12 protein-coding genes are annotated in these 13,845 nt (G+C 67.8%); 6 read left to right on the plus strand and 6 right to left on the minus strand.

Annotation, left to right across the window (positions count from 1 at the left end; all coding sequences use genetic code 11):
• Positions 1-30: 30 nt before the first annotated feature.
• Positions 31-966 (minus strand): N-acetylmuramic acid 6-phosphate etherase, encoded by a 936-nt coding sequence (murQ, locus tag ACZZZN_RS10165; RefSeq protein ID WP_463505029.1) that lies wholly within the window; start codon positions 964-966, stop codon positions 31-33.
• Entirely contained in the window at positions 956-1,927 is a 972-nt protein-coding gene (locus tag ACZZZN_RS10170) for an N-acetylglucosamine kinase (protein ID WP_463505030.1), read from the minus strand. Before ACZZZN_RS10170 ends, murQ begins: the two co-directional genes overlap by 11 nt.
• Before the next feature lie 93 nt (positions 1,928-2,020).
• On the opposite strand from ACZZZN_RS10170, the gene ACZZZN_RS10175 reads away from it, so the two are divergent.
• Entirely contained in the window at positions 2,021-2,875 is an 855-nt protein-coding gene (locus ACZZZN_RS10175) for a MurR/RpiR family transcriptional regulator (RefSeq protein WP_463505031.1), read from the plus strand.
• Between the two features lie 42 nt (positions 2,876-2,917).
• On the opposite strand, the gene ACZZZN_RS10180 is transcribed toward ACZZZN_RS10175, so the two are convergent.
• On the minus strand, positions 2,918-4,024 hold the full coding sequence (locus tag ACZZZN_RS10180) for a DUF998 domain-containing protein (RefSeq protein ID WP_463505032.1): 1,107 nt from the start codon (positions 4,022-4,024) through the stop codon (positions 2,918-2,920).
• 88 nt (positions 4,025-4,112) lie between these two features.
• Here ACZZZN_RS10180 and ACZZZN_RS10185 point away from each other — a divergent pair, with 88 nt between their 5' ends.
• Positions 4,113-4,763: an HAD-IA family hydrolase gene (locus tag ACZZZN_RS10185; RefSeq protein ID WP_463505033.1), complete on the plus strand. Its 651-nt coding sequence runs from the start codon at positions 4,113-4,115 to the stop codon at positions 4,761-4,763.
• A 202-nt stretch (positions 4,764-4,965) separates the two neighbouring features.
• On the opposite strand, the gene ACZZZN_RS10190 is transcribed toward ACZZZN_RS10185, so the two are convergent.
• Together ACZZZN_RS10190 and ACZZZN_RS10195 are read right to left on the minus strand one after the other, a co-directional pair.
• Entirely contained in the window at positions 4,966-6,567 is a 1,602-nt protein-coding gene (locus ACZZZN_RS10190; RefSeq protein WP_463505034.1) for an HNH endonuclease signature motif containing protein, read from the minus strand.
• A gap of 243 nt (positions 6,568-6,810) precedes the next feature.
• Complete coding sequence (locus tag ACZZZN_RS10195) at positions 6,811-7,248, minus strand: Lrp/AsnC family transcriptional regulator (RefSeq protein WP_463505035.1); 438 nt, start codon at positions 7,246-7,248, stop codon at positions 6,811-6,813.
• Between the two features lie 151 nt (positions 7,249-7,399).
• On the opposite strand from ACZZZN_RS10195, the gene pdhA reads away from it, so the two are divergent.
• The 3 genes from pdhA to ACZZZN_RS10210 are packed head-to-tail and all read left to right on the plus strand — an operon-like array spanning position 7,400 to position 10,940.
• Entirely contained in the window at positions 7,400-8,527 is a 1,128-nt protein-coding gene (gene pdhA / locus ACZZZN_RS10200) for a pyruvate dehydrogenase (acetyl-transferring) E1 component subunit alpha (protein WP_463505036.1), read from the plus strand.
• Positions 8,524-9,567 (plus strand): alpha-ketoacid dehydrogenase subunit beta, encoded by a 1,044-nt coding sequence (locus tag ACZZZN_RS10205; protein ID WP_463505037.1) that lies wholly within the window; start codon positions 8,524-8,526, stop codon positions 9,565-9,567. The genes pdhA and ACZZZN_RS10205 overlap by 4 nt, the downstream gene beginning before the upstream one ends.
• Positions 9,564-10,940: a dihydrolipoamide acetyltransferase family protein gene (locus ACZZZN_RS10210; protein WP_463505038.1), complete on the plus strand. Its 1,377-nt coding sequence runs from the start codon at positions 9,564-9,566 to the stop codon at positions 10,938-10,940. Before ACZZZN_RS10205 ends, ACZZZN_RS10210 begins: the two co-directional genes overlap by 4 nt.
• Positions 10,941-10,971: 31 nt before the next feature.
• On the opposite strand, the gene ACZZZN_RS10215 is transcribed toward ACZZZN_RS10210, so the two are convergent.
• Positions 10,972-12,258, minus strand: coding sequence for a hypothetical protein (locus tag ACZZZN_RS10215; RefSeq protein ID WP_463505039.1), 1,287 nt, complete (start codon positions 12,256-12,258; stop codon positions 10,972-10,974).
• Positions 12,259-12,504: 246 nt separating this feature from the next.
• Between ACZZZN_RS10215 and ACZZZN_RS10220 the strand changes: the two genes are divergently transcribed.
• Positions 12,505-13,821 carry an MFS transporter gene (locus tag ACZZZN_RS10220; RefSeq protein WP_463505040.1) on the plus strand — a complete coding sequence of 439 codons (1,317 nt, stop codon included), beginning with the start codon at positions 12,505-12,507 and terminating at the stop codon, positions 13,819-13,821.
• The last annotated feature ends 24 nt before the right edge of the window (positions 13,822-13,845 follow it).

The raw sequence follows: 13,845 nt of genomic DNA on the forward strand, positions 1-13,845 counted from the left end.
GAAGCGAGAAGCACGCGTCGACGGCACCCCTCAGGAGAGGTCCGCGATCGCGACGCGCAGGATGCCGTCCGCGTCACGCAGTGCCTGCGCCGAGCGCTCGGCTGAGGCCCCGGTCGAGAGCATCAGGATCGCGAGCTTGACCGAGCCGTCGGCCGAAGCCAGGGCGTCGGTGGCCTCGTCGACAGTGGCGCCGGTGAGTTCGGTGACCGTGCGGATCGAACGGGCGTGAAGCTTCTCGTTCGTCGCGAGAAGGTCGACCATCACACCGCGATGCGTCTTGCCGAGTTTGATCATCGACAGCGTGGTCAGCATGTTCACGACGAGCTTCTGCGCCGTGCCCGACTTCAGGCGCGTCGACCCCGAGATGAACTCGGGCCCCGTGACCACCTCGATCGCGATGTGCGCCACCGCGCCGATGTCGGACGCCGCGTTCGAGGCGATCGCCACGGTGAGCGCGCCGACCCCACGGGCGAACTCCAGTCCCCCCACGACATAGGGGGTGCGCCCGGAGGCGGAGATCCCGACGACCGTGTCCCGCTCGGTCAGCCCGATCTCACGCAGCGAGAGACCCGCCGCCTCGCCGTCGTCTTCGGCGTTCTCGACCGCAGACCGGATCGCCGTCTCGCCTCCGGCGATGAGTCCGACGACCATCGACGGATCCGTGCCGAAGGTCGGCGGGCACTCGCTGGCGTCGAGCACGCCGATGCGTCCGGCGGTACCTGCACCGATGTAGATCAGGCGTCCCCCGTCGCGGAAGCGCGCCGTGATGCCGTCGACGGCGGCGGCGATCTCGGCGCTTCGTTCAGCGACGGCCACAGGGACACGGCGGTCCTCGGCGTTCATCCGGTCTACGAGCTCGATCGTGTCGAGCAGATCGAGGTCGCCGCGCTCGGTCGTCGAGGCCTCGGTTCCGAGTGTCGACAGGACATCGAGGAGCGTGGTCAACCTGGCGTGTTCATTCGGCACGGTGCACGAACCTTTCATGGGGAAGATCGGCGCGGTCTGCGAGCAGCAGCGCGCCGTCGAGAGCATCGCCGGCGGAGGCGACGACCGTGCGTCCGGCAGCGCGCAGGGACTCTTCGATCCCGGCGCGGAACCAGACGTGCTCGGAGAGGCCGCCGTGCAGCGTCACCTGAGCGCTGCGCGATGACGCGCCGCTGCTCGACGATGCAGCGACCACGGACGCTGTGAGGAGGCGGACCGACTCGGCGGCGATCTCGACGGCGACCCGATCACCGGACTCGGCGGCGTCGAGCACGAGCGGGGCGAGGGTCGCGAGGCGTCGGGGCAGAGGGCCGTCTTCGGCGAGCCAGGTGTGGATCGCAGACGGTGCGCCGACCGGCACAGCCACGGCGTCGGTGAGGTCGGTGCTCGGCCCGAGGCTCACGGAAGCACGCAGCACCGCGCGCAGAGCCTCGCGCCCGAGCCACGACCCGCTGCCGAAGTCGCCGAGCTCCGGACCCCAGCCGTCTACCAGGGTGGCGACGCCGGCGCCGCCGTCGCGGCCGTCGATTCCGGAGGCGATCCCGAGAGCTGCCGCACCGGTGCCCGCGATCAGCAGCACTCCCGGATGTCCGTCGAGCGCACCGGCGTGCGCTGATACGACGTCCGACGTCACGGCAGCGGGGACGTCCATCGCGTCTGCGAGTCGCCGAGCGAGTTCGGATGCCGCTGCCGGCGCGGTCCATGCGCCGGCAGCGCCGACGGAGATCGACGAGATCGGCACGCCGAGATGAGCCGTCAGCGGAAGGATCGAGTCGAGCGCGGCGGCGACGCCGTCGCGTGCAGCCAGGCCCGGAGCCCCGACACCGTCGCGAAGCTGCTGACGGGAAGTTCGCCGGCCGGTGACGGCATCCGTCTCCGCGACGACCAGACGGCATCGTGACTTGCCGAGATCGACGGCCACGACGGCGGAGGGAGAAAGCATGGAAATAGTCTACGCACTACGCACCCGACGTGAAATAATTGTTCAGCAACACTTCTACAGCCCCTTTCCGGAACGCCAGGACGCAGGAGAGCGATGAGCATCCAGACGACGATCGCGACAGCGGCCGAGAATCTTCCGCCGTCGCTCGCGCGCATCGCCCGCACCATCTCCGACGATCCGACGATCGTCGTCGACAGCACCATCACGGAGATCGCCGCGACCTGCGCCACCTCGGTCGCCTCCGTCGTGCGCTTCTGTCGAGCGATCGGCGTGAACGGGTATGCGGCGCTGCGGATGGCTCTGGCCGCCGAACTCGGGCGAGAGTCCGTGCAGTTCCCCGCGTCGACCGGGTTCGGCGCCGAGATCTCGGCGGCGGACTCACTGCGGGAGGCCACCGCCAAGGTGGCGGCGCTGGAGCTGCTCGCCATAGAGGAGACGATCGCCGGCGTCGACTATGACGTGCTCGCCGCGGCGGTCGATGCGGTCGACGGAGCCGACCGTATCCTGCTCTTCGGCATCGGCGCGAGCGGTCTCGTCGCGGCCGACCTCGGCCACAAGCTCCTGCGCATCGGCCATGCGGCGATCGTCCTCACCGATGCGCACGAGGCGAGCGCCGCAGCCGCACTCGGCGCCAAGAAGACCGTGGCGATCGGCTTCTCCCACTCGGGCACGACCCGCGAGACGTTGCTCTTCCTGCAGACCGCACGGTCGGCGGCGAGCATCACGATCGGCGTCACCGGCGCATCCGGCTCCCCTCTCGCCGCAGAGGCGGATCACGCTCTGCTCAGTCACGCCCGCGAACCGCGCCTGCGCGCAGGCGCCATGGTCAGCAGGATCGCGCAGCTCGCCCTGGTCGACTGCCTGTTCGTCGGGGTGGCGCAGAAGCGCCATGCTCACGCCGTTCACGCGCTGCAGCGCACAGCCGAGGCCACTCAGACGCTGCGCTGAGCCGCGCGCGAAGCGCCACGCGCATGCGCCTCAGACCACTTCTCAGGCGGCCACGGGATCGCTGCGATGCTCGGCGCCGACCGAACCCGCGGTGCGCAGGAAGACGATGATCCAGCTGAAGATGAGCACGGCCGCGATCAGCTCGACCGCCGTGAGGTTGTAGTAACCGACCGCGAAGAACACGCCGAGCAGCACGATCACCAGCACATAGATCCACCCGAGCGCCACGAACACCCGCGGGATCGTGCGCACGAACCACGGCAGACCGATGACGATCACGGCGAACGCGACGGTCATCCCTGTCGCCACCGTGTTGTGCACGAGGAAGAACTCGTCGACCGGGAAGATCCCGACGCAAGCGAGGAAGATGCCGATCAGAATGAGCCCGCCCCGCACGATGCGGCGCCCTCGACGATCGATACGGTCGTCGACCGGCAGGCCGGCGGTCGCATACCTGGCGATCGTCGTGACCAGGATTCCCGCGATGATCAGAGTGGCATTGAACGCCAGAGACGCGCTGTTGCTGCTCATCCCCAGAGCCGACAGGTTGTCCTGCCACCAGTGCACATCGCTCGAGGCGAGCATCGCAGCGAACGCTCCCACGACGAGGAAGACCGCCAGGACCAGCGACAGCACCATGGGCGTGAGTGCCACAGCGCTCAGGAACGTCACGTAGGCGGTGAGCGCGAAGGCCACAGCCACCAGGATCGCCCCGGGGAAGGCGAAGACCGGGGCATCCGTGAAGCTGCGGTCGAGCAGCTCGGCGATACCCAGCCACCCCAGGTACGCGATCGCCGCGTGCGCGAAGGCGATGGCGGCCAGGTCGTACCAGCGCAGCCGATCACCCGGAACGCTGAAGCCGTCACGGGTTCCGTCCGGCGCGACCGCCGCGGGGCGCACCACGAGGCGCCCGAGAGCGAAAGCCAGAACGGCGGTGATCGCGCCACCGTAGGCGGCGAACGCCCCGATCGAGCCGGTGCCGCTGATCGCCAACTCGTGCCCCCAGAAGACCGGCCACCCGATCACGAAGCCGAGCACGAAGAACAACGCCCCGACGATGAGCGCAGTCGCCTCGAAGACCGCATCCGCTGTGTCGGGACCGCGCAACTGACGCAGGACCTGCATGACCTTGTCGCCGAGATATCGCATCGTTGGCCTCCGCCCACATCATAGAAGCACGATTCCCGCGAGCGGGGCCAGCGATGAACTCCGGATGTTGCGGCATTAGCCTGAGAGCATGACCGAGACCATCAGCGCCCGCGCCGTCCTGCTCGACATGGACGGCACCCTCGTCGATTCCACGGCCGTCGTGGAGCGACTGTGGCTGGCGTGGGCCGCCCCGCACGGCATCGAGCCGGCGACGGTGCTGAGTGTCGTCCACGGCCGTCAGGGTCATCAGAGCATGGCGATCATGCTGCCGGATCGCGATCACGAGATCAACATCCGGGAGAACGCCCTGATGCTGGCGAACGAGAGTGAGGATGTCGACGGCGTCGTCGCTATCGAGGGCGCGGATGCGCTTCTTGCGGCGCTGCTCCCCTACCCGCACGCGATCGTGACCTCGGCCGATCTCACGCTGATGAATGCGCGTATGGGGCAGGCAGGACTCACAGTGCCCTCCCTGACCGTGACTGCCGAGAACGTGTCGGCGTCCAAGCCGGATCCTGAGGGCTTCCTGCTGGGCGCGAAGCTGCTCGGTATCGACCCTGCCGACTGCGTGGTGTTCGAAGATTCCGGCGCGGGGATCCAGGCCGCTCACGCTGCGGGGATGCGTGTGGTCGGGGTCGGCTCGCACGCCGCCTCGCATGAACCCACCTTCCATGTCGACGACCTCACCCAGGTGACCGTCGTACCGACGACCGACGGGTTCGAGCTCACCGTCCGGTGATGCGTCGCTTCGTCGCTTCGTCGCTCGTCGCTCGTCGATGCGGCGGGACGTCGCGACGTAGCGTTGCTGGTGTATCGATGCCGTCGCGTGGATGATGGGGCGGTCCTGTCATGGCCGGCGGCTCGCCACTGAGCCCGTCGACCACGTGCCGCTGAGGTGCGCGAAAAACCGCTCATGAACATCTGCACAGCCCCGTCCGTATTCATCCGGTGCGGGCGAGCTGCGCGGGAAGTTTCAGCCGGGAAGCGCTGAGTCGTGGTGTTCGCCATCGTTGTTCGGGGTCCCACCAGCTCGGTCCCCGTACCTGTGGGACGCCGTGGTTCATCCGTATCTCCCATCCCGACGTGCCGAGGGATCGGTGATGCCACCAGCACAACGGAACACCGTTATCGGTGCGTGTCGGACCGCCGTTGGCGTGTTCGGTGACGTGGTGGATCTCGCACCATGAGGCGGGGACGTGGCATCCGGGGATCAGGCATTCTTTGTCGCGGGCGACGATCGCGCGGCGTTGGTGCACGGTGAAGATGCGGTCGGTGGTCGTGATCCCTATGATCCGTCCCTCATCGAACAGGAGCCGTTGGATCGTCCCCGCACACCCGACGTGCGCAGCGACCGAGACGGGCACATGGGCGCCGGATCCGGGGATCGTCGCCCACCCGCCATTGCCGCTGCCGCTGTCCGCCCCGCCCGCGAGGTCTTTCGCGTCGACGGTGACGACAAGCACCGGTGACGCCCCACCGAGCGTAGGCATGGCGTTGTGACGGGCCGCGATCGCGAACACCATCGCGAGAGCATCGTGGCGCTTCTGCGCCGCGGTGCGATCATCGAGCACACACCGCGGATCCGAATTGAACGGATCATCACCCTCCGCATCGGCCTCCGCGTCCGGGCCGGCATCCGCATCCGCGTCCGCATCAGCGTCAGAGTCAGAGTCAGAGTCAGAGTCAGAGTCAGAGTCAGAGTCGAAGTCGACATCGGACGCAGGACTGCCGTCGCTGGGGGTGAAGTGCACCCCGGGCATCGGCGGCCCCTCCCCCTTGGGGTTGAGGATCGCGTCCATGATCAGCTGCAACTGCGCCGCGACCTCCGGGGTCAGATACCCGCGGATCGCATGCACGCCATCCTTGAGCCGGCCGATCGTGATGCCCCGGCGACGCCGCGCGTCCTCGTCTTTCGGTTCCTCCCCATCCGGGTCGAACATCGACGCGAGATCCTCCGCGAGCGCTTTCAGGTCCTGCGCCGTCGGCGCAGGACCCGGCGTGCTTTCGTCCAGATCCTCAGTAGCCGCATCGTCACCATCAGCATCGTCGGCCTCGAGGCCGTGCCCGCGGGCGCACCCCGCCAACGCGACATCCGCCGCCAACCGCTGATCGACCGTGAGCCGATCCCACACTTTCTCGATCGGGCCCGTCGCCGCGAGGAACCCCGCAACCCCGAGCACTCCGTCCAACAACGCCAGGCGCATCTCCGACCACCGCGCCGGCATCCGCTCCCCCGCCAGACTCACCGGACGCCTGACCAGATCGACGACCTTGTCGACCCGGGACGCACCCCGCACATCCACCAACACCGTCCGCTGCAACAACTCATTCAGACCCCGACAGCCCGCCGAATGGGGGAAATCGCCCGGATCGCCAGTCGCGACCGTCTCGACGATCACCGCTTCGACCCGCCGAAACGCGGCGCCCGCACCCTGCAACACCGCCACCCGATCCACATCCGACAACCCCGCCAACGCGTCATCAGACAGCACCGCATCAAGGTCAGCGACGACCCGATCCAGAAGCTCCGCAGTGCTGTTCATACCCGCAAGTCAACACGCCACCACCGACATTCGAGACCCCAGATCAGCCCGAATAACCCCAGATCAGATCCGTATTCCAATCTCCCGGAATCTTGCATCGAAGGCCCCGATGAAACACGAGAAACGGTGGGAACCGCACGAGGCGCGCGACCGAGAAGGAGATGAAGAAAAGAAAGGAGATGAAGGGAAGAGACGTCAGCACAGGAAACACGGACAGATCGACAGCGATGCCCCCACGGGCGCTCAGATCAACGCGAAGTCCTCAAAGATCAGCGTCGTGCGCGTCGATCGGATCGAGGGAATCGCCTGGATGTCCTCGAGGACGATGCGGCGGAGGTCTCGGGCATCGCTCGCCCGCACGAGCAGGATCACATCGAAGTCGCCGCCGACGAGAGCCATGTGCTCGATCTCGGGGATGGCGCGAAGTCGCGCGCTGACCTCCTGCCAGGTGGCCTGCTCTATCGCCAGGGTCACATACGCGCTTGCGTGATGCCCGAGCAGCACCGGATCCGTTCGCACTGTGTACCCGGTGATGATGCCCGCATCGGTGAGGCGCTTGATGCGCGCGTGCGCGCCAGCTCGCGAGATGTGCACCGCCTCGGCGATGGCCGTCATCGAGGCGCGGGCGTCGCGTCTCAGCTCGCCGAGGATCGCCTCGTCGGTCTCATCCAGCGTGATCATGGGCCCCCTTCGTCCGGACATGGAACTCTGACATTTTGGCACGAGAAGCGGCACGCTTCGCGCATTCGTCCACGATCCGATGACTGCTCTTGGACGACTGTCGCGCGCGGGGCAAGCTGTCACCATCAGGTTCGGCAAGGAGGGCGAACGGATGGAACACACAGATCTGCTTCCGCGCGATGCGGCGGTGCGGTTGATCGATGTCGACGGCGCAGCCGTCGCCGACGAGCACTACCCGATGCCCGGCACCGACACTCTGCTGGCCGCGTATCGCGGCATCGTCGAAGGACGCCGCATCAACGACCAGGCCAGTGCACTGGTGCGTCAGGGGCGCCTCGCCGTCTACCCGTCGTCGCACGGACAGGAGGCCTGTCAGGTGGGCGCGGCGCACGCTCTGTCCGACGGCGACTGGCTCTTCCCCACCTACCGCGACTCGGTCTCCGTCATCGTACGAGGCGTCCCCGCGGCAGAGGCGCTCGTGCTACTCAAGGGTGATTGGCACTCGGGCTACGACGTACGCGCGCACCGCGTCGCCCCACAGGCCACTCCCCTCGCCACCCAGCTGCTGCACGCGGTGGGTTTCGCGTACGCCGCGAAGCAGCGAGGAGAGGACACCGTCGTGCTCGCCCTGTGCGGAGACGGCGCGACCAGCGAAGGCGACTTCCACGAGGCCATGAACTTCGCCTCGGTCTTCCACGTCCCGGTCGTCTTCTTCGTGCAGAACAACGAGTTCGCGATCTCCGTGCCACTCAGCCGCCAGACCGCGGCGCCCTCGCTCGCGCACAAGGCGATCGGCTACGGGATGCCCGGTCAGCGCGTCGACGGCAATGACGTCGCCGCGGTGCTGGCCGTACTCGGCGAAGCCGTCGACCGTGCCCGCTCAGGCGGCGGCCCGACGCTGGTCGAGGCGCACACCTATCGGATGCAGGCGCACACGAACGCCGACGACGACACCCGCTACCGCGAGCGCGCCGAGGTGCAGGCGTGGGTCGCACGAGACCCGCTGGCACGTCTGCGAGCGCACCTGACCGACGTCGGCGCGCTGACGCCCGAGCTCGAAGATGAATATGCCGCCGGAGCAGAGCTCATCGCGACAGCGATGCGCGAGGCACTTAACACGGACACCGACATCGACCCCGAGGATCTGTTCCGCTTCGTGACGGAGACGCGCTCGCCCCAGCTCGAGGAGCAGTGGCAGATGCTTCGAGGCGAGATCGAACGGACCCGGGCTGCGGAGGCCGGATCGGCCGTGCACGCGACTCCCGGAGGTGCCCGATGACCATCGCACACGACGACATCCGCGTCGATGAGCGCTCGACGAGCGTGTCGACCATGAGCATGGCGGCCGCGCTGAACCTCGCCCTCGCGGACGCTGTCCAGGCCGACCCCGAGGTCGTGGTCTTCGGCGAGGATGTCGGCGCTCTGGGCGGAGTGTTCCGCATCACCGACGGGCTCACCGCACGGTTCGGCGAGGAGCGCTGTTTCGACACCCCGCTCGCCGAGTCCGGCATCGTGGGCACGGCCGTCGGCATGGCCATGAACGGCATGCGCCCGGTCGTCGAGTTGCAGTTCGATGCGTTCGCCCTGCCGGCATTCGAACAGATCGTCAGCCATGTCGCGAAGCTCGGCAATCGCACCCGCGGAGTCGTGCGGATGCCGCTGGTGATCCGCATCCCGTTCGGCGGCGGCATCGGCGGGGTCGAGCACCACTGCGACTCTTCGGAGGCCTACTACGCGCATACGCCGGGGCTCACCGTCGTATGCCCGTCGACGCCGCAGGACGCGTATTCGATGCTTCGGGCGGCCATCGCATCGCCGGACCCGGTGATCTTCCTCGAGCCGAAGAAGCTCTACTGGACCAAGGGCGAGGTCGACACCTCCGTCGCAGCCGAGATCGGCACCGCGCGCATCGCTCGCGACGGCACCGATGTCACCCTCCTCGCCTACGGCGCGTCCGTACCGCTTGCGCTGGAGGCGGCCGAGGTCGAGGCATCCGAGGGTCGCAGCGTGCAGGTCGTCGACATCCGCTCGCTCTCGCCGTTCGACGATGCCACCGTCACCGCAGCCGTGCGCGCGACCGGCCGTGCCGTCGTGATCGCCGAGGCGCCCGGCTACGCCAGCGTGGCATCGGAGATCCAGGCACGGGTCTTCGAGCGCTGTTTCGAATACCTCGAAGCGCCCGTTCGCCGTGTGACCGGCTTCGACACCCCGTATGCACCGCCGAAGCTCGAGCACTGGTACCTGCCGGATGTCGACCGCGTCCTCGACGCGATCGACTCGCTGCACTGGGAAGACGAGCGCGGGGAGGACGACTCATGACCGCACTGACCACCCGGGTCTTCCGTCTGCCGGACCTCGGCGAAGGACTGACCGAAGCGGGCCTCGTGCAGTGGCTCGTCGCGGTCGGCGAGACCATCGTCACGGACCAGGCGATCGCCGAGGTCGAGACGGCGAAGAGCATCGTCGAGCTGCCCTCGCCCTTCGCGGGGGTCGTGAGGGCACTGCATGGAGAGCCGGGTGAGACCATCGACGTCGGAGCTCCCGTGCTCGAAGTGGACGATGACGATGACGCAGGTGCGCCCCCTGCTGCCCCCGAGTCCGTCGAGCGCGATGCCTACCGCGAAGAGGAGCGTGCGGGTTCCGGCAACGTGCTGATCGGCTACGGCACGTCCGAGCGGACCACCTCGGGCCGGAGGAGGCCCCGTGCCGCGCACGTCGATTCCCCACCAGCACCACCCGCGACCGAGCTGGCGCGGAGCACGCCCGAATCGGATGCTCCGGCACGACGCACCGTGGCGGTCCGCTCCCCCCTCGTGCGACGTCTGGCACGCGACCTCGGACTCGACGTGCACACGATCGTCCCGACAGGACACGACGGTGCCGTGACCCGAGCCGACGTGCTCGCCGCTGCTGTCGATGTCGCGGTCGACGGCGTCGCCGCCCAGCATCGCGGCGCGGGTGCGGGCGCGAGTACCGGCGGCGAGGTCGTCGACGGCCTGTCCGTCGCCTCGCGCGAACGCATGTCCCCGCTGCGCAAGGCCGTCAGCGCGAAACTCGCACGCAGCCGCTCCGAGATCCCCGAGGCGACCGTCTGGGTCGATGTCGATGCGACCGAACTGTGGAACCTGCGCGCGCAGATGTCGCCCGAAGGTGGCAAGGCTCCCTCCCTCACCGCACTTCTCGCACGCTTCGTGCTTCTCGCACTCGAGGATCACCCCGTGCTCGCGTCGCGCCTCAGCGACGATGCATCCGAGCTCATCTCCTTCGAGGGCGTCAATCTGGGGGTGGCCGCCGACACCGCACGCGGCCTGATGGTCCCGGTCATCCCGCGCGCCCACGAACTCAGCATCGAGCAGCTCGACGCGACGCTGCGCGAGCTGACTGCGACGGCACGATCCGGGTCGACCCCGCCCGAGCGTCTGCGCGGATCGACCTTCACGGTGAACAACTACGGCGGGCTCGGCGTCGACGGCTCTGCGGCCATCATCAATCACCCCGACGTGGCGATCCTCGGTATCGGTCGCATCATCGAGCGCGCGTGGGTGGTCGACGGACAGGTCGTCGCCCGCCGCATCGCGCAGTTGTCACTGGTGTTCGACCACCGGGTGTGCGACGGCGGCTACGCCGCGAGCTTCCTCCGTCGAGTGACGGAGCTCATCGAACATCCGCTGCGCGCGTTCGGCAAGGTGTGAGGCGCCACAGGAGACATCCGCTCCTCATTCGTCAGCCGAAGAGCAGCGCCGTGCGTGCCGTCGCGTCCTCGACCGTGATCCCCACGATCATCGCTCCCTCGTCCACGACATCCCGATCCGCTCGGAACACGAAGACCTGCCCATCACGGGTGGCGACCTCGTAATAGTCGTCACCCGACGACGCCACGTCGACGATCGTGCCGCGGGGGAATTCGGCGATCGCGTCGGCGACCGGATCGCCGACCCGGACATCGCCGCGTGCAGGCAGCGCCGCGCCGTCCTGGGGCGCGTCGTCCAGACTCCGCTCGTTGCCGACGGTGATCGACTGCACGGCGTCGCTCCCCTCGGCAGGCTGCACCCGGATCGACCCCGAAACCTCGGAGTCGACGAGCGTCCAGGGCCCGCCCTCGAAGGCCGGTTCGAGGACCTGGTCAGCACCGGCGGCGGCGAGGGCGGAGTCGAGCTCGTCTCCGAGCCGGAGAGGCCCGACTCCCCCGACACCGATCTGCCAGTCACTCCAGACATCGCCGGGATCGCCCGACGGATCCTCCTCGGCGACGGGAGGATTCGCGGTGAGCTGTTCCACCAGCCCAGCGCGCGCCTCGTCAGCGCGCGTCTGGAGAAGCAGAGCGGCGGCCTCGGCGTCGAAGGTGCGATCGCCGCTGAACGGCTGCCACAGCTGCACGATCACGTTGCCGGTGGAGGCGAACGCGCCGAAGGACTGCCAGCCGAGCCCCGCATCGATGAGGGTTCCCGCGAACCCTCGAGCATCGCCGGAGTTCTCGGGGATCACCGCGTCGAAGGAGACGGGGCCGTCCTTCGTGAAGTCGGAACACTGCTGCGCTGCCTGCAGCAGCTGGTCCATCCGCGTCTGCGCCTGCGCCTCGTCGGCGAACTGCAGGACGAGCAGTCTTCCGAATCCGTACTCGGGGTCGGAAGGCACGGTCCAGTCGATCGTCCTCGCGCCGACGGATCCGAGCGACTGCTCCACGTAGAACGCTTCGCAGATCGCGGGGATCGCCATCGCACCCCCACCGTCCGACACCTGTTCCAACACGGGCGACACGTCTCCGATTCCGGTCGCCTCGGGGACGATTCCGGAGATCTCCTCGGGCGTCAAGGCGAAGAAGTCGAGTTCGTCGCCGACGAACGTGATCGGCCCTGCGTACGGCACCGGAGCGGTGGTCGCGGGCGCAGGAGACGGCGTGGGTGACGCAGTCTCCTGCGTGCCGGGCGCGCATGCCGCCAGCGTTGCGACTGCGGCGACCCCGATGGCCGCGAGCGCGCCCCGGGCTCGGCGCGAAACATTCCTGACCATGAAACCCTCCGAGTTCATCCGTCGCGACTCCACCGCGCCTGTTGCGAGGCTAGTGCGGCGACCGGGCGAGGTCGAGAGGCCCCGGCATGTCGAGATCGGAATGAGAGAATTCACATTCCGATCTCCGTATATATTTACCCGCGCTGTCGGCTGCGCTACGCTCGACATTTACTGACCGTTCATTCGGTAAGTAGTCCCGGGGCGACGGCGACGTCGCTCATCCCCCTGCAGAACAATGGAGTTCGCATGACCTCAGCAGTCTCCGCCACCACGAGAACACGGATGCCCACCGAGGAACGTCGGGTCCTCGCCAGCACCCTCGTCGGCACGTCGATCGAGTGGTACGACTTCTTCATCTACGCGCAGGCGGCGGGTCTCGTACTCGCCCCGCTCTTTCTCGCGCCGATCGCCGAGGAGAACAAGGGGTTCGCGCAGATCCTGTCCTTCGCCACAATCGGAATCTCCTTCCTCTTCCGCCCTCTCGGCGCCATCGTCGCCGGGCACCTCGGCGACAAGCTCGGCCGCAAGAAGATGCTGGTCTTCACGCTGGTGATGATGGGGCTCTCCACCTCGCTGATCGGAGTGCTTCCGACGTATGCGGCGATCGGGGTCGCCGCGCCGATCCTGCTCATCGTGCTCCGCATCCTGCAGGGGTTCTCAGCCGGCGGTGAATGGGGCGGGGCGGCACTGATGGCCGTCGAACACGCGCCGACGAGTCGTCGAGGACTCTTCGGCGCCTTCCCGCAGATCGGCGTTCCGATCGGCATGATCCTCGCGACGGCCACGCTCTGGGTGCTGACGAGCTCGATGTCACCTGAGGCCTTCCTCGAGTGGGGCTGGCGGATCCCGTTCCTGATGTCGATCGTGCTGATCGCGGTCGGCTACGTGATCAGGCGCGCGGTCGACGAGAGCCCCGTGTTCGAAGACCTCCGTCGTCGCCGGCAGGAGGCCTCGGCGCCGCTGGGCCGACTGTTCCGCAAGAACACCAAGCAGGTCGTGCTCACCGCGCTCATCTTCATCGGCAACAACGCCGCCGGATACCTGCTCATCGCGTTCTTCGCCACGTACGCGGTCACAGCCCTCGGCATGGAACGTCCTCCCGTGCTGCTGGCCACGACCCTCGCCTCGTTCGGGTGGCTCATCTTCACCCTCTGGGGCGGTCATATCTCCGATCGCCTCGGGCGCGTCCGCACCTTCCAGATCGGCTACATCGCGCTCGCGCTCTGGGCCGTGCCGATGTGGTTCCTGATCGACACGGCGAACATCTTCTGGTACTTCGTCGCCCTGTTCGTCATGACGTTCGCTCTCGGGCTCTCGTACGGGCCGCAGGCGGCCCTCTATGCCGAGATGTTCCCGGCCAACGTCCGCTACTCGGGTGTCTCGATCGGATACGCGCTGGGTGCCATCCTCGGTGGGGCGTTCGCACCGATGATCGCAGAGGCTCTGATGAACCAGTTCCAGGCAGCATGGACGATCGGCGTCTACATCGCCATCACGGCTGTGGTCTCCCTCATCGCCGTGTCGATGGTGAAGGAGACGAAGTGCGTCGATCTGCACGCCTGAGCGGCATCTCGGCACATTCCACCG

The sequence above is a fragment of the Microbacterium sp. AC145 genome (assembly GCF_979258505.1).

Bases quoted from the DNA above. Each gene is read 5' to 3' on its own strand.
- ACZZZN_RS10215 (WP_463505039.1), bottom strand. From the start codon at position 12,258: ATGGTCAGGAATGTTTCGCGCCGAGCCCGGGGCGCGCTCGCGGCCATC.
- ACZZZN_RS10220 (WP_463505040.1), top strand. From the start codon at position 12,505: ATGACCTCAGCAGTCTCCGCCACCACGAGAACACGGATGCCCACCGAG.
- ACZZZN_RS10195 (WP_463505035.1), bottom strand. From the start codon at position 7,248: ATGATCACGCTGGATGAGACCGACGAGGCGATCCTCGGCGAGCTGAGA.
- ACZZZN_RS10180 (WP_463505032.1), bottom strand. From the start codon at position 4,024: ATGCGATATCTCGGCGACAAGGTCATGCAGGTCCTGCGTCAGTTGCGC.
- ACZZZN_RS10190 (WP_463505034.1), bottom strand. From the start codon at position 6,567: ATGAACAGCACTGCGGAGCTTCTGGATCGGGTCGTCGCTGACCTTGAT.
- ACZZZN_RS10210 (WP_463505038.1), top strand. From the start codon at position 9,564: ATGACCGCACTGACCACCCGGGTCTTCCGTCTGCCGGACCTCGGCGAA.
- ACZZZN_RS10205 (WP_463505037.1), top strand. From the start codon at position 8,524: ATGACCATCGCACACGACGACATCCGCGTCGATGAGCGCTCGACGAGC.
- ACZZZN_RS10185 (WP_463505033.1), top strand. From the start codon at position 4,113: ATGACCGAGACCATCAGCGCCCGCGCCGTCCTGCTCGACATGGACGGC.
- pdhA (WP_463505036.1), top strand. From the start codon at position 7,400: ATGGAACACACAGATCTGCTTCCGCGCGATGCGGCGGTGCGGTTGATC.
- ACZZZN_RS10175 (WP_463505031.1), top strand. From the start codon at position 2,021: ATGAGCATCCAGACGACGATCGCGACAGCGGCCGAGAATCTTCCGCCG.
- ACZZZN_RS10170 (WP_463505030.1), bottom strand. From the start codon at position 1,927: ATGCTTTCTCCCTCCGCCGTCGTGGCCGTCGATCTCGGCAAGTCACGA.